We start from the raw sequence: 18,369 nt of genomic DNA on the forward strand, positions 1-18,369 counted from the left end.
ACCACATCCCTATATTTTATGGCTTTGTTTTGACAACTTCTCTATTGCAGGTATATCTGCGGGGGCCCAATTTAAAGAATATAGCTTGTCTTTTGGTACCCATTTTAATTCTGCATGTTCACTTACCTTAGGTACTCCTTCAATGACCTTAGCCATAAAGGTTTCAAGTCTCACAACTACTTTTTCATACTCATACGTTGTATCCTCAACAGGACTAAAAACTTCAATCACGCATCCTAATTCTTCAAGAATTTCTCGTTTTAGTGCTTCTTGTTTTGTTTCTCCTGCTTCAATCTTACCGCCTGGAAACTCCCAGTAATTCGCTAACGACATTTCCGGTCCTCTTAGAGCTGCTAAGATCTGCCCTTCTTTATTTTCTATAACTGCCCCAACTACATGAACTGCCTTCTTCATTTTCTTCACCTATTCTTCTTTTTCTTAAGTTCATTATAACACCCTTTTTGTAAACAATTTAGTCGGGTGTCAAAAGATTCACTTTCCTTTAGAATAGATTGTCTCCTGACGTCAAAAATCTAATTTTAATCCAATTTGGGTTTCCTTTTTGCGAAGCATGTTAGGAATACTTTTTCCACATAGTTTTATCCGAATTGGATACGCTAACTATACATTTTATAGGGAGTGATTTTGATTGATGCCAGAACGCGAACCGCTTGCTCAGTTGAATGATGAGCAGATGAAGGCTTTGAATGCTATGGAAAAAGAGTTGGGTGTGACGTTGGTTGCTTATGAAGGTTTGTTTGATGATTCGAAAGATCAGATTGTTGAATCGGATGTTTGAGTGTAGATAAGTTCTACTTAGTAAAGGATAGATGCAAGCGGGATAATTCTGCTTATATCTGTCCTTTTCTAATTTATTTCATAATAAAATATTCATTGCTATAATGGAGAAAATCGTGGGAGGAGATTAAATGGCAGCGACAGGGTCTAAGCGGCGATTTACAATTATGGACATAAGTGGTTGGGACGGTCGCTGGGAATTGATTGATGGTGTTCCATATAATATGACGCCTGCTCCTTCTACAGCGCATCAACTGATAGTCGGTGAATTGCTCTTTGCATTGCGAAGCCATCTTGGAAATAGTGGTTGTTCTATCTTTGTTGCTCCTTTTGACGTACAGCTCGATAATAATGATAAGTATACTGTCGTGCAACCGGATATTTCTGTTTTCTGCAATAAGCAGAACCTTTATCCAAACGGGGCAATTGGTGCAGCCGATTTAATTGTAGAAGTCTTGTCCCCTTCAACTGCTTTGAAAGACCGCAGGGAGAAATTCACATTATATGAGCGATCGGATGTCAAGGAATACTGGATTGTAGATCATCTAAATCATACGATTGAGGTATATGGCCTTTCAGAAGAACGTTATAGTAGACGTCAGGTATTTGGTATGGATGATACGTTACATTCTAACATATTCCCTGAGCTGTTGATTGAGATGAAAAACATTTTACAAGGCCAATGAGTGGGCTACCTAAGGGTAGTCTTTTTGTTAGTTCGTCTTCAATACACGGTTTTACAAAAACAACAGTGCTCCTCCGATTTTTTATTCACTGCGGAACCATTCGTCCATGATTTTACTAAGCTGTTTTTCGTTTACATACCCGTATTCAATCAGGCAGTACGCTTCAACATAGCCGCTGATTTTACCGTCGAGGTAGCTTACAAGTTCGAATTGCGATTTCCATTCATCCCAATGCTTTAGTTGATCGTAATCATCGAATGTTTCCAATTCCTCTTGCTCTTTCAGTAATTCATCATGATTCTTTTGCGCCAACATCCTCAAGTGTTCTTTTGTCAATTTATACTCCTCCTTTTTTAAATTTGAATGCATCCGTCACTTATAGTTTCCGCAGGAAAGTATTTATTCTTACTTTCTTACTTTCTTTAATAGTTGTTAGCTCATTGTGAGTTCTTTGTTGGCTCTTTGTTAACTCGTTTGCTGGTCCGCTCCCGTTTTGTTGATAGACGTCCCAGTTTGCAAGGGTTATGAGCCTTTTTTTCTTTGTTGATTCATTTGTTAGAAATCCGTATTTTTCAATTCGTTACAAAGCCGTGCTAACGTTTTGAACGGTGACGAATTAATTGGCTTGTCCTTCAGTTCCCTATGCAATTTCGGCAATCCTTTATCCATTTCCATTCCTCCTTTTCATGATTGGTTCTATCACTATCTATATAGACATGAACAGGGGAAAAGGATACTTTGATATTTCGGTGTTACTTCCCCATTCACCTCATATACTGTAGAGGTTGTTTACTTTTACTGGAGGGGGAATGAAGTGAATATTACGGTGCGACCGGGGGATTCGCTTTGGTATTATAGCCAGTTGTTTAGGGTCCCGCTTCAATTGATCATAGATTCGAATCGTGATGCGAATTTGCAGGTGTTATCAGTGGGACAACAGATTCGAATTCCAGGATATGTGGCGTATGAGGTGCAGGTTGCTCAGGGAGATACTTTGTGGTTGATCGCGCAGCGAAGAAATGTCCCTCTTGAGGCGATTTTTCTTGTGAATCCATTGTTGGATCCGAACCGCCTGCAAGTCGGGCAGACCATCCGGGTTCCCTTGCGCATTACATGGAGGCTTGTCAACGGAAAGCAGACGTATAGCTATGCGATGATGCTTACGGACTTAAGAAGGCTTCAATCCGTGTATCCTTTCTTACTGAACACTTCAATCGGTAATTCGGTTCTTGGAAGGAACATTCCTGAGATTCGTCTTGGGACCGGATCAAAACGGGTTCATTACAATGCTTCCTTCCATGCGAATGAATGGATTACAACGCCTGTTGTTATGACCTTCCTCAATGACTATTTGCTTGCTCTGACGAATCAAACTCCGATTCGGGGCTTGTCCATGTTCCCTTTGTACCAACAATCTACCTTGTCCATTGTCCCAATGGTGAATCCTGACGGCGTCACACTTGTTCAGCAGGGGCCGCCGGATACGGAGCCGTGGAGAACGAGAGTTGTGCAATGGAATAATGGTAGTACGGATTTTTCTGGGTGGAAAGCGAATATACGAGGTGTCGATTTGAATGATCAGTTTCCGGCGTTATGGGAATTGGATCGGCAACAGCCACGTAATCGGAAAACCCCCGGTCCGCGTGATTACAGCGGAGAACGACCGCTCTCGGAACCGGAAGCGATTGCGATGGCAGACTTGACGAGAGAGCGGGATTTTGCGTGGGTGCTTGCATTCCATACACAAGGCAAGGTGATCTATTGGGGATTCCAGGGACTGGAACCGCCTGAGTCTGAAACGATGGTCAATGAGTTTAGCCGGGTAAGCGGCTACGAGCCGATTCAATCAATTGAAAGCTACGCCGGCTACAAGGATTGGTTTATTCAAGATTGGCGAAGGCCGGGATTCACTGTCGAGTTAGGCTCTGGGATCAATCCATTGCCAATTAGTCGGTTTGATGAGATTTATGAAGAGGCGTTGGGGATATTTCTTGCTGGATTGTATTTATAGAGGAATTTAACTTGCGGGCGGGGATTTTATGCGTGCTTTTGGGGATTTATGCGTATCTATACGGATTTATAAGCTTTTGTAGCAATTTATGCGTAATTCTGGAGCGTTATGCGTGAGAATCGAGATTTATGCGTTTATGAGTTTATTCCACTAAAAAACCTCACGTCGGGTGAGGTTTTATTTCCTTTCGAGGGGCATTGAACAGCATCTGAACGAGCCGCCGGATTTGATGATTTCGGAGAAGTCGACTTCGATGACTTCGAATCCGTGCGCGCGCATTGCGGCGTTTACGTTTTCGTTTTGTGGAAGGCTAAATACTTTGCCGCCTCCAATGGATAATACATTTGTGCCCATTGTAAATTGTTCTTCCGGTGATACTTCGATCAGCTTGTATTTCTGTGACAGCATTTCAACCATGTCCGCAGAAAGCGCTTCGGGGAAAATGAGACCGACTTCGGGTGATAATATATTGAATACGCAGTCGAGGTGCAAGTATTTCTCATTGAACGGGACGCGGATAATGTCGTGTTTCGGCAAATCACGTTGTAAGTTGCGAACAGCTTTGTCGGATGTCCGGCTGCTGATGCCGACATATACTTTGTTGCGGTCGACGATGACGTCCCCGCCTTCGACTCGATCAGTTGTCGTTTGATATTCGATGTTTTCATCCTCAAGAAATTCCTCAAGCACCTCTTCTTCCCCTTTGCGAATGTCGCTCGCCATCTCCGCGACAAACACTTCATCGCCAACAGTGAAACCGATATCGCGCGTGAAAACCTGCTCGGGAAATTTTTCGGAGGAAGGGAGTGTGATCACTTCGACGCCATGTGCTACAAGTAGCTGTTCGAACTCCTGATGTTGCTTCATCGCTAATTCTGTATCGATGTTTTCCTCAGCGTATTTCTTTTGAGTATCATTGATGACATCTTCGATTGCCATAAACTTTGGCTTGCAAAGGATAACTCTCTTTAACGTATCATATTCTGTATTAACACTCGTTTTTGATTGATCTTCCACAGGGGAACTCATACATTCATCCTCCACATCTTTTACTCCATCTCAACTATTCCCACTTATGTTTGAACTAAACCAGAAGTTTTATGCTCCCCTGACAGGGAAAGTAAATAACCGAGTATGAGATGGAGGGGAAAGAGATTGATAAATGAAAAGACAAATACGTTGATGACGAAAGAGGATTTTGCAGCTCGGCTTGATTTGCCGGAGTGGCTATTGGAAAGCTATCGGACGTTCCATGAAACCGTGACGGATAAGACGTTTCCGTGCTATTTCGGCATGGGCGGCGAATTGAAGGGTGAATTACGTTATGCATATGTGACGCAGAAGGATTGGTCAAACTTGCCTTCTGCACTTTCTGCATTTTTGAAGTTGTTCGATGATCCGAAGCATAAACGGCATGGACTGTTCGTCTTCGTGGAGCCATTTGAAACGGAATCTGATTTGGAGGCGTATCGGAAGCAGTTTTGGGACATTCTGCAATATTTGCATGAGGTGGATGAGGTGGAATGGCCAGCTGATAGTCCACGTGACCCCGATCATTATTTGTGGGATTTCCATTTTGGCGGCGAGCCGATTTTCGTGTTCGGGAATGCGCCTGCCTATAAGCAGCGAAAGACAAGGGACTTAGGGCAATCAATGGTGTTAGGCTTCCAACCAAGACGTATTTTCGAAGGTTTGAAGGGCACCGAAAAAGGGGGCATTATGTCGCGCGAAAAGGTCCGTGAACGTGTCGAAGTGTGGGATCAATTGCCGAAGCATCCGGATATAAGCCATTACGGAGACCCGACCCATAATGAATGGAAGCAATTCTTCATCGGCGATGACATTGAACCGATTGTCGGGAAATGTCCGTTTTCGCATAAAGCGATGAAAAGTGAATGATTGATGTAAAAAGGGGCCGATGGATTATTTTCGGCCCCTTTTCATATTTCCCAGGTTTCATTTCCCGCTGGATTCCACTGAGGAATACAGCCAACACAACATTCCTCGGCAATAGTTGACGAAATATTTCCCGAAGTGTGTCGATTTCCCGGGAAATCACTCATTATTTCCTGTCGATTTTTCGGTTATTGCCCTGCCGATTCCATAATACATATTCATTTCCGTCTCAGGCACCATGCTGCCACCGGTTGCCCAAACGAGATGGGTTGCGTTCGACGAATCAGCTAAGGGGATTTGATGACGAATTGCTTGAATCGGGCCTGTCATTCCGGCAAGTGCGGATGGTTCAAGCCGGATGTTTTCTGTGTCTGCAATCATTGTAAGCAGTTCAAACATCGTATTATCTGATATTGTGTAGCAACCTTCAAGCAATGGCTCCATCTTTTTACCGACGAAACCTGATGGTGTTCCTACCGCAAGCCCGTCAGCAGCTGTTTGATTGTCTAAATTGAAGTCTGCTACGGATACTTTGTCATGCAAGCCCGTCATCATGCCGATTGTCATGCATGGGGAATGTGTCGGTTCGGCGAAGAAGCAATGGACATTGTCGCCGAACTGAAGCTTCAATCCGAAAGCGACTCCTCCTGGCCCCCCACCTACTCCGCAAGGTAAATAGACGAATAATGGATGGTCGTTATCGACTTTTATTTCCCGCTCTCTTAATTGGGACTCGACTCTTTCACCTGCCACTGCATAGCCAAGGAAAAGGTCGATCGAATTTTCATCATCGACAAAATGACAGAGCGGATCGGCTTCTGCCTGGCGCCTTCCTTCTTCGACTGCTTTGCTGTAATCGTCAGCATATTCGACAACCGTTACCCCTTTTTCCCGTAAAAGATCCTTCTTCCATTGCTTGGCGTCAGCGGACATATGGACGGTGACATTGAAACCTAACTTAGCGCTCATAATTCCGATGCTTAGCCCTAAATTCCCCGTCGATCCGACAGCTATTTTATGTTTTGCAAATAAATTTCGGAATTCCGGCTCTGCGAATTTTGTATAATTCTCGTCCGTTTTGATAAGTCCATGCACAAGGGCAAGGGTTTCTGCATGCTTCAGTACTTCATAGATGCCGCCACGTGCTTTGATGGAGCCTGAAATGGGAAGCGCGTTATCCTGTTTTAATAGCAATTCCCCAGGGATTTGCGTTTCGTATTTTGCGGCAAGGGATTGTTTCATTTTAGGTATTGGCGTGATTGGAGATTCAATGATTCCTTTTGAACTTGCAGTTTCGGGAAATACTTTTTCGATATAGGGGGCGAAGCGTTTCAGACGGTTGCTTGCATCTTTCACGTCTTCCGCGGAGATGCCGGATTGGGCAATCCCTGTTGCGCTGTCACTGTTCGATGGATTTCGCCATAGTACTTCTTTTTTTTCGATGATTTCTTGTAAGAGTGGCAGCTTCTTAATCCACTTTTCTTTTTTGGTTTGATTCACCCTATTTCCTCCCTGTCTGAATGGTTTGATTTAGTATAGCATGCAACGAGGCCGAATTATTTATTTAAAAAACTTCGGCTTGGCCAAAAGAATCCTATGGGAAGTCTACACGATTCTATGGGAAGTCGGCGACGGTCTACGGGAACTCAACGCGAGTCTATGGGAAGTCGGCAGCACTCTACGGGAACTCAACGCGAGTCTATGGGAAGTCGGCAGCACTCTACGGGAACTCAACGCGATTCTATGGGAAGTCGACAACGATATACGGGAACTCAACGCGATTCTATGGGAAGTCGACAACACTCTACGGGAACTCAACATGATTCTATGGGAAGTCTGCTACGTTCTTGGTATCATTGCCCTCTGCACACACCACCGACATTCGATATGAATACGCTAATACTAACAACGTCAATGATGGTGGTGATTTGCATGGAGAGTGCGGGGATTTTGGCAGGGCCAATTTTACGGCGAGTGGATACGGAATCTGTTACCTTTTGGGTGGCAACAAACCGTCCAGTAAGGATGGACTCAGCCATTTATCGTCTTGAAAATATTTTTCCACATCGCACCACTACGACTTTGAAAACTATAAAAGCAGGCCATCGTCTGTTCATTCACCTGTTGCAGGTGCGTGGGCAATATCCAACGGATACGCTCCTTGGATACGATCTGCTTTTTCGCAATGGGAAAAAAACCTATAATCTAGCCAGCCTTAGCTTGAATACTAAAAATGAAGGTTCCATTCCCTTTGATGGGCTTCTTTACCCTTCGTTTTTCATCCCCGCTTCAGCAACTCCAATATTTCTATATGCATTTTGCAGGAATTTTCCCAGGAAAGGGGATGATGCAATCGTTGCAGAGGATACGCTTTTACAAGAGTCGGCCCGTAACGTTTTTAAGTTGGGCCAATGAGCCACAATGGTTCGAGGAGGGGTTCCTACAGTCGAAGAGATGTTATTTCGACGGGTTCATTGTTGATTCAGCTGCTTAAACGTTATTTATTAATATAAGTACTTTGCATGATAATAAGAAATAGCTTCGCCGGATGAGTGTGTCCGGCGGGCATTTTTGCAATTGATTGACTAAAAGGGCCGCCCGCATTGGGCAGCCCTTTCCCTCATAACTTCGTCCGCACTTCCCAGAGTTCCGGGAAGAATTGATGGTCAAGGACAGATTTTAAGTATTTTACGCCGGACGAGCCCCCGGTGCCTGTTTTAGAGCCGATAATGCGCTCCACCGATTTCATATGTCGGAAGCGCCATTGCTGATGGCTATCCTCGATATCGACAAGCTTTTCAGCAAGCTGATACAAATCCCAATAACGGTCTACGTCTCGATACACTTCGAGCCAAGCTGCCGCCACGGTTGGATCGCCTTGATACGTTATCGAGAAATCGCGGGCTAACAAATCCGGGTTGATCGGGAAGCCTGCTCGACGAAGTGCATGGATTGCCACGTCGTAAATTCCTGGTGCCTCATAGGCAGTCTTTAACTCGCGGGCAAGCTCTTGATCCTTCTCGTAAATCTTCAAAATATGCGCTTGCTTATAACCCAACGCGAATTCAATAAGCCGATTCTGATACGACTGGAATCCTGACGCTCGGCCAAGGCTTTCGCGGAACTCCGTGTATTCGGCTGGCGTCAATGTCGAAAGGACATCCCATGCCTGGATGATCTGCTCTTGCACCCTTGAAACACGCGCAAGCATTTTGAACGCCTCCGGAAGTTCATCCTTCTCGATTGACTGGATTGCAGCATTGAGTTCATGCAAAATAAGCTTCATCCATAACTCTTTCACTTGGTGGATGACGATGAACAGCATTTCATCGTGATGGCCGGATAAGCGTTCTTGGCTTGATAAAATCTTATCCAATCGTAAGTATTCACCATACGTCATATTGTCTTTGAAATCAGTATGAATCCCTTTTTCGCTCACCCTTCCCACTTCCTAACGACCGCGCGGACCGGACTTCCGTCTCCGCCTTTAATTGGCAAAGGCAAAGCAATTAATTCATAATCTCCGGGCTCAACTGATGCAAGGACTATATTTTCTAAAATGAGCACTCCGTTATCATGGAGGGAATGGTGTGCATCAAGCGTCTTGCTTAGTTCCGGATCGACGGATGGCGTATCGATACCTAACAGTCTTACCCCTCTTTCCTTCAATAAAGGACCGATGTCTCGACGTAAAAATGTGTACGTTTCTGGAAAAACGTCTGCATCGGGCCGGCTAAGTGTTTTTAATAAAATACGTTCAGCACCACCGAAATCGATTTGTTCCAAATCTGAATGCCCCACGCTTTCAAGGCCCGTCACATCGATGACCCTTGCCTTCCCGATATAGATGTCAATCGGCAGTTCATCCACTTTCAAGCCATCATTGTCATAGTGAAAAGGCGCATCGATATGCGTCCCCGTATGCATGCTTGTCGTCATCTGTCCGATATTAACTGAACCCGTATCCGCTTTCAAAAACTTCACTTCATAGTGGAATGGCGTGTCCCCCGGCCATTCGGCTATACCGTTGTGCAACGGCTGCGATATATCAATCCACTTCCCCGTCATGCGACTACACTCCTTTTATTCTCAAACTTCTCATAGCGCTTTTCATCCATGATGACCTTCAGTCTTTGAACGGTATGATAGATGTCCTCGAATGAATTGTAAAGGGCGACCGGTGCAAGCCTAATTCCGTTTGGTGCACGGAAATCGGGGATGACCCCATCCTCCTTCAACGCCTTGCATATTCGCGCCGCCTCTTCGTGCTCAAGGAGGAGGTGCCCGCCGCGTGTTTCGTCGACAGGATTGCCTATTGTGAAGCCGGCATCAGGGAGTTCCTGCTCAATTAATTCCATCATATAACCAGTCAACTCCAATGATTTGCTTCGGATTACTGCGATGCCGACTTCTTCGAACATTCCGAGCGAGCCGATGACTGGCGCCAAGCTTAACACATGGGGGGTCCCAATTTGGTAAGCACCTACGTCTTCCGCGGGATCCATCGTATGATCCATATCGAACTGCGACTCCTTTTTTGACCCGAACCAGCCCGCGAGTCCAGGAGTTTTGCCGAAATGCTTCTCGTGGATGAATAAACCTCCGACGGAACCTGGCCCCCCATTCAAATGCTTGTACGTACACCAAAATGCAAAATCCATTCCCCAATCATGGAGCTCGTGCTCGACCGAACCGATTGAGTGGCAAAGGTCGAAACCGATCGGAATATTGCGTTCATTCGCCGCCTTTGTCAATTTCTCCATGTTTAACACTTGCCCGCTTCTATACAGGACAGCCGGCAAAACGATAAGCGCAACGTCTGATGTCATCGCTTTTATAATGTCATCTTCTTGCAAATAGCGGCCATCACGGCTTTTAACGCGGATAAGATGTTCGTCCGGGTCATACCCCTTTAGCTGCAACTGGCTTTTGAGCGCATAAATATCGGATGGAAAGTTCAGTTCATCGGCAAGGATTTTCGTTTTATTGCCATCAGGCTTATAAAAAGAAGAGACAAGCTGATGCAGATTTGTCGTTGTCGAGCCTGTCGCTATAACCTCGCCGCACGTTGCCCCGACGAGCGGTGCCATTTTCTCCCCCACCTGTTCGGATAAATAAAACCAAGGATGCTCCCCTTCCGTCCATCCATCGATGCCGAGCGTCTTCCATGTGTTAAGCAGTTCATGCAACGTACGCTCCGCCCGTTTGGATAATAAACCGAGCGAATTGCCATCCATGTAGATGGAGTTTTTCGGAATGTAGAATTCGTTTTTGTAAGGGGCAAGTTTGTCTTGCCGGTCTCGTTCCTGTGCGTGTGAAAGTGTGTAAAGTGTCATACTAATCCCCCTTTTGTGTTCTTATGAAAAGCATAGCATATGGGGTGGATGGTGGAAATCCGAATTCGTCGACTTTTTAGGTTTCGGGGGAGGATTTTGGGCGTGTGGGCCGCTTTCTTGAGCGCGGCAACCTTCCCCTCATAAAAAAACAGGCAGAGGAAGCACATATTGCACTTCCTTTGCCTGTCAGTCATATTTATTTAAACCAGCCCTTCTCCTTAAAGCGTGAAATCGCTTCTATCCGATTGCCGACTTCAAGCTTCTCAAGAATCGTCGATATATAATTCCGGACCGTACCCGGCGTCAAATATAACTCGCCCGCAATTTCCTTTGTCGTCTTCCCTTCGGCAACGAGTTCAAGCACTTGGCTTTCGCGGTCGGTCAGCGGGTTTTCGCTTGTCTCCTCATATGCGATATCAACAAGCTCGGGTGCATAAATCCGGCGTCCGTCCTGGATGGCATGGATCGAATTGACAAGCTCTTCGATTGGACTGTCTTTCAATAAATAACCGCGCACCTTGGCCTTTCGCGCACGCTCGAAATAGCCCGCCCGCGCAAATGTTGTCAGGATAATTATTTTGCAATCCATTTCGACAAGCTCTTCCGCCGCATCAAGCCCCGTCTTCACTGGCATCTCAATATCCATAATGCAAATGTCGGGATTATGCTCCTTCACAAGTTGGACCGCTTCTTCCCCGTTCCTTGCCATGCCAACGACTTCCATATCGTCCTCCATATTCAAAAGGGAGCCGAGTGCCCCTAACATCATCCCCTGGTCCTCCGCAATTACAATTCTAATCACGACTGTCACTCCTCAACTTGATGTGTAATGGCGATTGGCATCCGAATGGACAATACCGTACCCCCCGCCTCTTCGATGGTCAATGTGCCATTCACGAACTCCAACCGTTCCCGCATCCCTTTCAACCCCGCGCCAACAGACGATGCTTTCGCCTGTATACCTTTGCCATTATCCCGTACCACTATGGATACTTCATCAGCCGTCTGCTTGAGCATCACTTCACAAACACTCGCATCGCTATGCTTCACGACATTCGTCACTGCCTCTTTTAAGCACATGCTCAAGACATTCTCCACGTTTGAGGGGATATTTTCCACATTCGGTTCGCCTTCAATTTTTAATTCAATTTCAGCGGCGGACAAAATCTGCCTGATTCGCATCACTTCGTCACTCAGTTTTGTCGTTCGCATATCTGCAACTAACTCGCGTACTTCCTTCAACGCCATGCTCGCGGTCTGACGGATGTCAGCTAATTCCTTCTCCGCCTCTTCAGGATTTTTGGAGATTAGCCGTCTTGCCAGGTCACTCTTTAAGCCGATCATCGATAATTTCTGCCCAAGTGTATCATGCAGGTCCCTTGCAATCCGCTCACGTTCTTCAAGAAGTATTAATTCTGAGATGCGATCGTTCGCAAACTCCAACTGATCTTCAAGCTTTTCGCGTTTGCTTCTGTTGTACAGATTGAACGGAAGAAGCGTGACACCGATGACCGTGATTATGATGAAATGGACTTGTGGCAGAAATAGGTTGATTTCAATGAAAAATCCAGCGACTATAGCACCGATTGTGAACGCGATATGCAAGCCGTACATGATGAAAAAACCAACTGTTGACCGTATATTGCCTATGAAAAACGCTGTAAAAATCGATAAATACACATATCCGAACAGTAGCGTCATGATGACATTTATGACGATTTCAAAGCTGATCCACATGTAGACGAGACCGCTTTTTGATTTGAATGAATAGAAATAGGAGATGAAAAAGAGTGCCAATAATCCTATTCCTACCGAAATTCCGACGGCCGACCACGATCTGAAAATGAAAAAGAATGGCAGCAAACAAAATATAACCCAAGCATAAATGCTCATCCATGGATTTTTCGGAAAGATGCTATACCATTTTTGCATGATCGTCACCGCCTTTGTTTCATTGATTATACCAAAAAAATGAAACAGCCACCTATTCTGATAGGCGGCCGTTTCTTTATTTACTCTCAAAACTCGTACGCTTCGGTTTCAATTCTTTCAAATCGATGTTCGGCGTCGCCCGCTTGACTGCGCTTTTCACTTCTTTGAATGTGATGAAGCGTTTATGCGCAGGATCATATAGTTTATATCGAAGTGATTCCAAGCTCGTTTTGATGTTGATGGTTGTTGCCATTTGAAGCGGTGGTGTCGATTCATGTGCGATTTCCAAATTATAGTTCGGCACGCGTGGCGCTAAGTGATGGACATGGTGGAAACCGATGTTGCCTGTCGCCCATTGTAAGACTTTCGGCAATTTATAATACGAACTTCCTTCCACTGCCGCTTTCACATAATCCCATTCAGACTCCTCCTCGAAATACGAGTCTTCGAAAGTGTGCTGAATATAGAACAACCAAATACCTAACGCTGCCGCTACGAACATGATTGAACCTTGCACAATGAGGAAGGACTGATAGCCGACAAGCCAAATCATGAACGCATAAAGCGCCACAAGAACGACATTCGTCAAATACGTATTATTTCGTTCTTTTTTACGTGCGTCTTTGCGGTTGACCCTACCAGTGATGAGCACTAAATATAATGGCCCAAACCCGAACATGACAAGCGGATTCCGGTAGCACCGGTACATTAACCGTTCCCATTTCGACGCTTCCATATATTCGTCAACAGTCATGACCCAAATATCGCCGACACCCCTTTTATCGAGGTTCGAGCTTGTTGCATGATGGATCGCGTGCTCGCGCTTCCATTTTTCATATGGAAACAACGTGAGGATCCCTGTAATCGTTCCAACAATATCATTCGCTTTTTTATTCTTGAAAAATGAACCATGCGTGCAGTCGTGGAAGATGATGAACGTCCGTACGACGAAGCCCGCTGTCAATACTGCAATCCCGATTGTCAACCAGATGGAAACCGACAAACTTTGATACGCTAAGAACCAAAGGATGAAAATAGGCGGTACTGTGTTGATCAATTGGATGACGCTCTTTTTCAAGTCCGATTTGGCAAAGGGTGCAACATTTTTATGCAATTGCTTTGTCTTTTCCTTACTCATAATGAAAGCCTCCTCGAAATTTTTCGTTATTACCATAATAAAAGGTTTTCAAGATTTGAGAAATAGATGAACGTCATGACTTTTAATATGATAAGTGTCATATATTGTGAATTCATTCACATGCCTTCTCACAATAAAAAAATCCCCCGAAGAGGAGGATTCCGTTTATTTCAACATGCCACCGTCGACTTCAAGGACCGTTCCGTTAATGAAATCGGATGCGTCCGAAGCTAAGAATAGATAGGCATTCGCGATATCTTCCGGCTTGCCGAGACGTGAAAATGGCGTCACCTGTTTAATTTGCATAATTACTTTTTCGGGCATTGTGCTGATCATATCTGTTTCGATGAACCCCGGAGCAACCGCATTTACGTTAATTCCTTTACGGCCATATTCCTTCGCCCACGTTCTTGTCATGCCAATGACTCCGGCTTTCGAAGCTGCATAATTTGTTTGCCCTACATTTCCGCCAGTGCCTGCGATTGATGAAGTATTGATGACTTTTCCTTTGCCGGCAGCAATCATCGCCGGGAGGAAGGCCTGCGTACAATTAAAGACACCTGTTAGATTCACATCGATTACTTGTTGGAATATCTCGGCATCCATTTTTAACAACATCGCATCGCGTGTAATTCCTGCATTGTTAATGAGCACATCGACTTTCCCGAAGTGGGCAAGAACTTTTTCTGCAGTTTCCTTCACCTGATTGCGTTTTGCGACATCCGTTTTGAAGAATGCCGCCTCTATCCCTTGTGCATGCATTTCACTGGCGAGCTCTTCCCCCGCTATTTCGTTATAGTCAAGAATCGCGACCTGGGCACCCTTTTTACCGAATAGCCGGGCGGTGACTGCGCCAATTCCATTAGCCCCACCTGTAATAACGACTGTTTTCCCTTTCATCTCCACTTGCTAACCCCCAAAAATTGTTTAACCCAAGTTTACCAGAATAAGCAGACATCCCATAGGAATGCCTGCAGGTTATCCGACTATATGAACTTCATCCAAATGCGTGTACTGCTGACTTTATTTTCGCATGACTAATCGAATAATGGCTCGCATGCCATGCCGCCTTGCCGTCCTTCAACAGGAAGAGCTGCGGGCTTTCATGTCGGATGCCAAGGTCACTTGCAACTTCATTCGAAAGGGGACGGCTCGTTTGAACGACCAAATAATATTTTGGAATCCGTGTTTCAAATCCTTCAAACGCTCTATACCCCGCTGCACTTATCGGGCATGTCGAGCTATGCTTCAATAGAAAAACAGGTTCATTTTCCGATTGTTCGACTATGGAATGCCACTCTGCGATGGATTGGATTTTCTTCATGAGAACACTCCTTCCGAAGATCTTTCATTCGAATAAAAGACCTTTAGTTCCATTATAATCCAAGGAAAAGGCGGCTACAATTAATTCAATTGCCCTTTATTCTTCAAATAATCGCTTATATGTGCAAATAAAAGGACAGCTACGACTATACAAGAAACCATTGTTTCCGCCAATTCCCTAGTTAAAATATACAAAAACAACGGTGACAAAGACATCGCGCTTAATCCCGCCAACGTGAAACTTTTAACTATCGGATAAAGGATGAGAAATGCCCCGACAAAACAAGCAACAACAAGCGGACTAAACGCAAGCATTCCACCTATGAAAGTCGAAACACCTAACCCGCCACGGAATCTATGTATCACTGGATAGTTATGTCCTAACATGACAGCAATCAAAAACAGTAATTGCAGCCATCCTTCCATGCCCATCCACTTAGCAACAAGGACGACAAACGCCCCTTTCAGTGCATCACCGATAAATGTAATAACGAACGCCTTCTTGCCAAACACCCTTCCCGCATTGCGCGCGCCGGGATTACCGCTGCCTTCCGAACGGATATTTTGCTTGAAGAAAAACTTCCCGACTACTGTTGCAGTAAGAAAATTGCCCACTAAATAAGCGCCTATCAGCAAGAAAACAATCTTCATGGATATCCCCCCATTCTTCAATTCGCTAAGGTTATGCATCATTCCTTCATTTCAAGTACAATGGTGCGAAGAAAGGATGAATATATAATTGAAAGAGAAATCACTGCGACCTACCACCGCAATTGCATTATGTATTTTATTCATCGGCATCTTTGCTTATATCGCTACAGTTATCAGCCGGGATACAATGATCGGATTTGATAGGCCCATCATTGACTTTGTACAAGGTTGGGAAACCCCCTATTTGACACCGATCATGAAAGGCTTTTCATTTATCGGTTCAACAAAAGTTGTAATGTTCCTCATTATCGCTGTAACTGCGCTTTTATTTTGGGTCTTCCGTGCCCGTACAAGTGCCTATTTCTTTTTCTTTGCCACAGTCGGGACAGGCGCGTTGAACCAAACGTTGAAACACATATTCAAACGGGAACGACCTGAATTCCACAGAATCGCCGAGGCGGTGGGCTACAGTTTTCCAAGTGGGCATACAATGATGGCATTCAGCCTATACGCAATGGCCGTCATTCTTCTTTGGCGCCAAATCCGGACAACCTCCGGTAAGATTGCCCTTTTGGCATTCGCAATTTTTATGTTTGGAATGATTGCACTAAGCCGAATCTATCTTGGCGTCCATTACCCAAGCGATATAGCGGGCGGCATTGTTGTTAGCGCATTTTGGGTCGTCTTTACAGTCTTCATTTTCGATAACTACCAACAGCGAAAGAAACGGGGCCTCGTCAATTCATGATGGGGCGTGTTTCATTCTATAAATTTCTTTGCTTCATCATCCGATAGAATGCGCGGGGCAAAATCGCCTACTTCGATGAAGTCAGTGCGGTCCTTGACGTTCACTTTAAAAATGTATGGATCACTGGTTTTTTCGATTGATTGAACAGCCAATTCCTGTTTTGTGTAATATGCCTCTATTTCCTTTTGTACCCAATAAGGGATATCGCTTGGCGGGACAACCTCTTTTTCCTCCTGCTCCTTCACCCATGCTTGCTCGGCCTCCGGATGTAATCTGAAGTATATCTTCTGCAGTAAGTCAATCACTTCCCCGAACCCGATAATTAGCAGCCCGTAAAGGAAATGCGATGCAACTATGCCGATAAACGCGAACAATGCAGCACCCGAAAGTCCACTGGACATGTGCATTTCGCCCCACTCATTCGTAATGTGGCCACCCATTTGCGCCATCATCGTCAATGTGAAAATCCCTTGGATGACACCCCAAACCATTACGACGACACCGGCTATTTTAATCGCATAGCCTATTAGACTTTGTTTAATGAATAAATTTTTCACCAAGATTATCCCTCCCAATTTAAATTTCCCTTCACATACTGTACGATTGGATAAGTCGGATAGTTTCATAGGAGGGATGATATGCAAGTATTTACAGAACGCGCCGTGAAGATCATTCAAGAAATTCCTGCGGGTCACGTAATGACATACGGACAAGTGGCAAGCGCCGCGGGGAATCCGCGCGGAGCAAGGCAAATCGCAAGAATCCTTCATTCGATGAGCGCAAAATATGATTTACCATGGCATCGGATCATTAACGCACAAGGCGGCATCTCAACCCCTTCTGACCGGGAAGAAAAGGGTAGCTTACAGCGTGATTTGCTTGAGGCTGAAGGTGTGGGGTTCATGGGAAATGGGAAAGTGGATCTAACTGTCTATCGGTGGTTTCCTGAAGAGGAATTCATGTGATGAAAATGGTGAAGGATTACCTTGCATTCCTAAATCGCCCACGATTCACGGCTGATGACGCGTCGAATCGACAAGACACTTTCAATTTTAAAGGTCCGTTTTTCACGTCGTAAGAAGCAATAGGCTTTGAATGAGCCTTCACCGACTGATAGAATCCGGATGCGCCGCTTCGTAAGCGAGCCGTCGGCACTCATATAGATCATTTCAGCCAATTCACGGCGTTCGCATATTTTGATCAACTCTTGTCTCATCACACTCATCCTCCGTTCGAAACATTTGTTCTCATTATATGCGAAAGAATTAATTTTAGACATTAAAAGGTGGTAATAAAATTGTGGAAAGACTTCAAGGAATTTGCATTTAAAGGGAATGTCCTCGACCTGGCGATCGCCGTCGTCATCGGTAGTGCATTCGGGAAAATCGTGTCATCACTCGTTGAGAACATCATCACCCCCCTCATCGTAGCGCTGACAGGGAAAGTAGATGTGTCAAAGCTCCACCTCATTCTTGGGGAAACAGAAATCAAATACGGCCTATTCCTGCAAACGATCATCGATTTCCTCATAATCGCCTTCTCCATCTTCCTTTTCGTGCGACTCATGATGAAATTCAAACGGAGGGAAGAACCAGTGAAGGGAGAAACACCTGCCATCGACGCAAAAGAGGAGTTATTGAAGGAAATCCGCGATTTATTGAAAGCGGAGAAGAAATGAAAATAAAACCGCTTCAGTCAAATGGGACTGAAGCGGTTTTATTAGTTTTATTTCAATAAACTGCGGTTTTTAAAAGTTATCGGTCATTTGCGGGGAGTTATCGGTCACTTTCGGGAACTTATCGGTCACTTCAGACAAGTTATCGGTCACTTTCACAAAGTTATCGGTCACT

Annotated in this window: 24 protein-coding genes; 9 read left to right on the plus strand and 15 right to left on the minus strand. The window is 44.9% G+C overall.

Annotated elements, in window-relative coordinates; translation table 11 throughout:
• Positions 1-9: 9 nt before the first annotated feature.
• On the minus strand, positions 10-414 hold the full coding sequence (locus P5G49_RS03905) for a (deoxy)nucleoside triphosphate pyrophosphohydrolase (protein ID WP_301242142.1): 405 nt from the start codon (positions 412-414) through the stop codon (positions 10-12).
• A 235-nt stretch (positions 415-649) separates the two neighbouring features.
• Here P5G49_RS03905 and P5G49_RS03910 point away from each other — a divergent pair, with 235 nt between their 5' ends.
• A complete protein-coding gene (locus P5G49_RS03910; protein WP_301242143.1) occupies positions 650-799 on the plus strand; it encodes a hypothetical protein in 150 nt (49 codons plus the stop codon).
• A gap of 130 nt (positions 800-929) precedes the next feature.
• On the plus strand, positions 930-1,484 hold the full coding sequence (locus P5G49_RS03915) for a Uma2 family endonuclease (protein WP_301242144.1): 555 nt from the start codon (positions 930-932) through the stop codon (positions 1,482-1,484).
• Positions 1,485-1,565: 81 nt separating this feature from the next.
• Here P5G49_RS03915 and P5G49_RS03920 read toward each other — a convergent pair whose 3' ends face one another.
• On the minus strand, positions 1,566-1,820 hold the full coding sequence (locus tag P5G49_RS03920; RefSeq protein WP_301242145.1) for a hypothetical protein: 255 nt from the start codon (positions 1,818-1,820) through the stop codon (positions 1,566-1,568).
• A 478-nt stretch (positions 1,821-2,298) separates the two neighbouring features.
• Between P5G49_RS03920 and P5G49_RS03925 the strand changes: the two genes are divergently transcribed.
• The gene (locus P5G49_RS03925; RefSeq protein WP_301242146.1) at positions 2,299-3,495 is read left to right on the plus strand and encodes a M14 family metallopeptidase; all 1,197 of its coding nucleotides are present in this window, start codon (positions 2,299-2,301) and stop codon (positions 3,493-3,495) included.
• Positions 3,496-3,672: 177 nt separating this feature from the next.
• Here P5G49_RS03925 and P5G49_RS03930 read toward each other — a convergent pair whose 3' ends face one another.
• Positions 3,673-4,524: a dimethylarginine dimethylaminohydrolase family protein gene (locus P5G49_RS03930; protein WP_301242147.1), complete on the minus strand. Its 852-nt coding sequence runs from the start codon at positions 4,522-4,524 to the stop codon at positions 3,673-3,675.
• A 153-nt stretch (positions 4,525-4,677) separates the two neighbouring features.
• On the opposite strand from P5G49_RS03930, the gene P5G49_RS03935 reads away from it, so the two are divergent.
• Entirely contained in the window at positions 4,678-5,394 is a 717-nt protein-coding gene (locus P5G49_RS03935; RefSeq protein WP_435877180.1) for a YqcI/YcgG family protein, read from the plus strand.
• A 156-nt stretch (positions 5,395-5,550) separates the two neighbouring features.
• Here the strand turns inward: P5G49_RS03935 and dsdA are convergent, their stop codons facing one another.
• Positions 5,551-6,891 (minus strand): D-serine ammonia-lyase, encoded by a 1,341-nt coding sequence (gene dsdA / locus P5G49_RS03940; RefSeq protein WP_301242149.1) that lies wholly within the window; start codon positions 6,889-6,891, stop codon positions 5,551-5,553.
• 79 nt (positions 6,892-6,970) lie between these two features.
• Between dsdA and P5G49_RS03945 the strand changes: the two genes are divergently transcribed.
• Complete coding sequence (locus P5G49_RS03945) at positions 6,971-7,282, plus strand: hypothetical protein (RefSeq protein WP_301242150.1); 312 nt, start codon at positions 6,971-6,973, stop codon at positions 7,280-7,282.
• A 41-nt stretch (positions 7,283-7,323) separates the two neighbouring features.
• A complete protein-coding gene (locus P5G49_RS03950; protein ID WP_301242151.1) occupies positions 7,324-7,806 on the plus strand; it encodes a hypothetical protein in 483 nt (160 codons plus the stop codon).
• Positions 7,807-8,011: 205 nt separating this feature from the next.
• Here P5G49_RS03950 and kynA read toward each other — a convergent pair whose 3' ends face one another.
• The 9 genes from kynA to P5G49_RS03995 all read right to left on the minus strand — a co-directional run bounded on the left by kynA (position 8,012) and on the right by P5G49_RS03995 (position 15,771).
• Positions 8,012-8,839 carry a tryptophan 2,3-dioxygenase gene (gene kynA / locus P5G49_RS03955; protein ID WP_301242152.1) on the minus strand — a complete coding sequence of 276 codons (828 nt, stop codon included), beginning with the start codon at positions 8,837-8,839 and terminating at the stop codon, positions 8,012-8,014.
• On the minus strand, positions 8,827-9,459 hold the full coding sequence (gene kynB, locus P5G49_RS03960; protein ID WP_301242153.1) for an arylformamidase: 633 nt from the start codon (positions 9,457-9,459) through the stop codon (positions 8,827-8,829). The genes kynA and kynB overlap by 13 nt, the downstream gene beginning before the upstream one ends.
• Entirely contained in the window at positions 9,456-10,727 is a 1,272-nt protein-coding gene (gene kynU / locus P5G49_RS03965) for a kynureninase (RefSeq protein ID WP_301242154.1), read from the minus strand. Before kynU ends, kynB begins: the two co-directional genes overlap by 4 nt.
• A gap of 196 nt (positions 10,728-10,923) precedes the next feature.
• On the minus strand, positions 10,924-11,529 hold the full coding sequence (locus tag P5G49_RS03970) for a response regulator transcription factor (protein ID WP_301242155.1): 606 nt from the start codon (positions 11,527-11,529) through the stop codon (positions 10,924-10,926).
• A gap of 5 nt (positions 11,530-11,534) precedes the next feature.
• Entirely contained in the window at positions 11,535-12,659 is a 1,125-nt protein-coding gene (locus P5G49_RS03975; protein WP_301242156.1) for a sensor histidine kinase, read from the minus strand.
• A gap of 76 nt (positions 12,660-12,735) precedes the next feature.
• Positions 12,736-13,797 carry a Delta(5) desaturase DesA gene (gene desA / locus P5G49_RS03980; protein WP_301242157.1) on the minus strand — a complete coding sequence of 354 codons (1,062 nt, stop codon included), beginning with the start codon at positions 13,795-13,797 and terminating at the stop codon, positions 12,736-12,738.
• Between the two features lie 165 nt (positions 13,798-13,962).
• Entirely contained in the window at positions 13,963-14,703 is a 741-nt protein-coding gene (gene fabG / locus P5G49_RS03985) for a 3-oxoacyl-ACP reductase FabG (RefSeq protein WP_301242158.1), read from the minus strand.
• Positions 14,704-14,794: 91 nt separating this feature from the next.
• Entirely contained in the window at positions 14,795-15,121 is a 327-nt protein-coding gene (gene ytxJ, locus P5G49_RS03990) for a bacillithiol system redox-active protein YtxJ (RefSeq protein WP_301242159.1), read from the minus strand.
• An 80-nt stretch (positions 15,122-15,201) separates the two neighbouring features.
• Positions 15,202-15,771, minus strand: a complete 570-nt coding sequence (locus tag P5G49_RS03995) for a glycerol-3-phosphate acyltransferase (protein ID WP_301242160.1) — start codon at positions 15,769-15,771, stop codon at positions 15,202-15,204.
• 88 nt (positions 15,772-15,859) lie between these two features.
• Here P5G49_RS03995 and P5G49_RS04000 point away from each other — a divergent pair, with 88 nt between their 5' ends.
• Positions 15,860-16,519, plus strand: a complete 660-nt coding sequence (locus P5G49_RS04000; RefSeq protein WP_301242161.1) for a phosphatase PAP2 family protein — start codon at positions 15,860-15,862, stop codon at positions 16,517-16,519.
• Positions 16,520-16,530: 11 nt separating this feature from the next.
• Here the strand turns inward: P5G49_RS04000 and P5G49_RS04005 are convergent, their stop codons facing one another.
• Positions 16,531-17,079 (minus strand): hypothetical protein, encoded by a 549-nt coding sequence (locus tag P5G49_RS04005; RefSeq protein ID WP_301242162.1) that lies wholly within the window; start codon positions 17,077-17,079, stop codon positions 16,531-16,533.
• A gap of 78 nt (positions 17,080-17,157) precedes the next feature.
• On the opposite strand from P5G49_RS04005, the gene P5G49_RS04010 reads away from it, so the two are divergent.
• Positions 17,158-17,484, plus strand: coding sequence for an MGMT family protein (locus P5G49_RS04010; RefSeq protein WP_301242163.1), 327 nt, complete (start codon positions 17,158-17,160; stop codon positions 17,482-17,484).
• A gap of 29 nt (positions 17,485-17,513) precedes the next feature.
• On the opposite strand, the gene P5G49_RS04015 is transcribed toward P5G49_RS04010, so the two are convergent.
• A complete protein-coding gene (locus P5G49_RS04015) occupies positions 17,514-17,735 on the minus strand; it encodes a transcriptional regulator (protein ID WP_301242164.1) in 222 nt (73 codons plus the stop codon).
• An 81-nt stretch (positions 17,736-17,816) separates the two neighbouring features.
• Between P5G49_RS04015 and mscL the strand changes: the two genes are divergently transcribed.
• The gene (gene mscL, locus P5G49_RS04020; protein WP_301242165.1) at positions 17,817-18,197 is read left to right on the plus strand and encodes a large conductance mechanosensitive channel protein MscL; all 381 of its coding nucleotides are present in this window, start codon (positions 17,817-17,819) and stop codon (positions 18,195-18,197) included.
• The last annotated feature ends 172 nt before the right edge of the window (positions 18,198-18,369 follow it).

The organism is Sporosarcina highlanderae (genome assembly GCF_030433715.1).
In the GTDB taxonomy this organism is placed as follows: domain Bacteria; phylum Bacillota; class Bacilli; order Bacillales_A; family Planococcaceae; genus Sporosarcina; species Sporosarcina highlanderae.

Coding starts and splice junctions, on each gene's coding strand:
- P5G49_RS03905 (WP_301242142.1), bottom strand. CDS start 414: ATGAAGAAGGCAGTTCATGTAGTTGGGGCAGTTATAGAAAATAAAGAA.
- P5G49_RS03915 (WP_301242144.1), top strand. CDS start 930: ATGGCAGCGACAGGGTCTAAGCGGCGATTTACAATTATGGACATAAGT.
- P5G49_RS03930 (WP_301242147.1), bottom strand. CDS start 4,524: ATGAGTTCCCCTGTGGAAGATCAATCAAAAACGAGTGTTAATACAGAA.
- P5G49_RS03935 (WP_435877180.1), top strand. CDS start 4,678: ATGACGAAAGAGGATTTTGCAGCTCGGCTTGATTTGCCGGAGTGGCTA.
- P5G49_RS03950 (WP_301242151.1), top strand. CDS start 7,324: ATGGAGAGTGCGGGGATTTTGGCAGGGCCAATTTTACGGCGAGTGGAT.
- kynB (WP_301242153.1), bottom strand. CDS start 9,459: ATGACGGGGAAGTGGATTGATATATCGCAGCCGTTGCACAACGGTATA.
- kynU (WP_301242154.1), bottom strand. CDS start 10,727: ATGACACTTTACACACTTTCACACGCACAGGAACGAGACCGGCAAGAC.
- P5G49_RS03975 (WP_301242156.1), bottom strand. CDS start 12,659: ATGCAAAAATGGTATAGCATCTTTCCGAAAAATCCATGGATGAGCATT.
- desA (WP_301242157.1), bottom strand. CDS start 13,797: ATGAGTAAGGAAAAGACAAAGCAATTGCATAAAAATGTTGCACCCTTT.
- ytxJ (WP_301242159.1), bottom strand. CDS start 15,121: ATGAAGAAAATCCAATCCATCGCAGAGTGGCATTCCATAGTCGAACAA.
- P5G49_RS03995 (WP_301242160.1), bottom strand. CDS start 15,771: ATGAAGATTGTTTTCTTGCTGATAGGCGCTTATTTAGTGGGCAATTTT.
- P5G49_RS04010 (WP_301242163.1), top strand. CDS start 17,158: ATGCAAGTATTTACAGAACGCGCCGTGAAGATCATTCAAGAAATTCCT.
- P5G49_RS04015 (WP_301242164.1), bottom strand. CDS start 17,735: ATGAGACAAGAGTTGATCAAAATATGCGAACGCCGTGAATTGGCTGAA.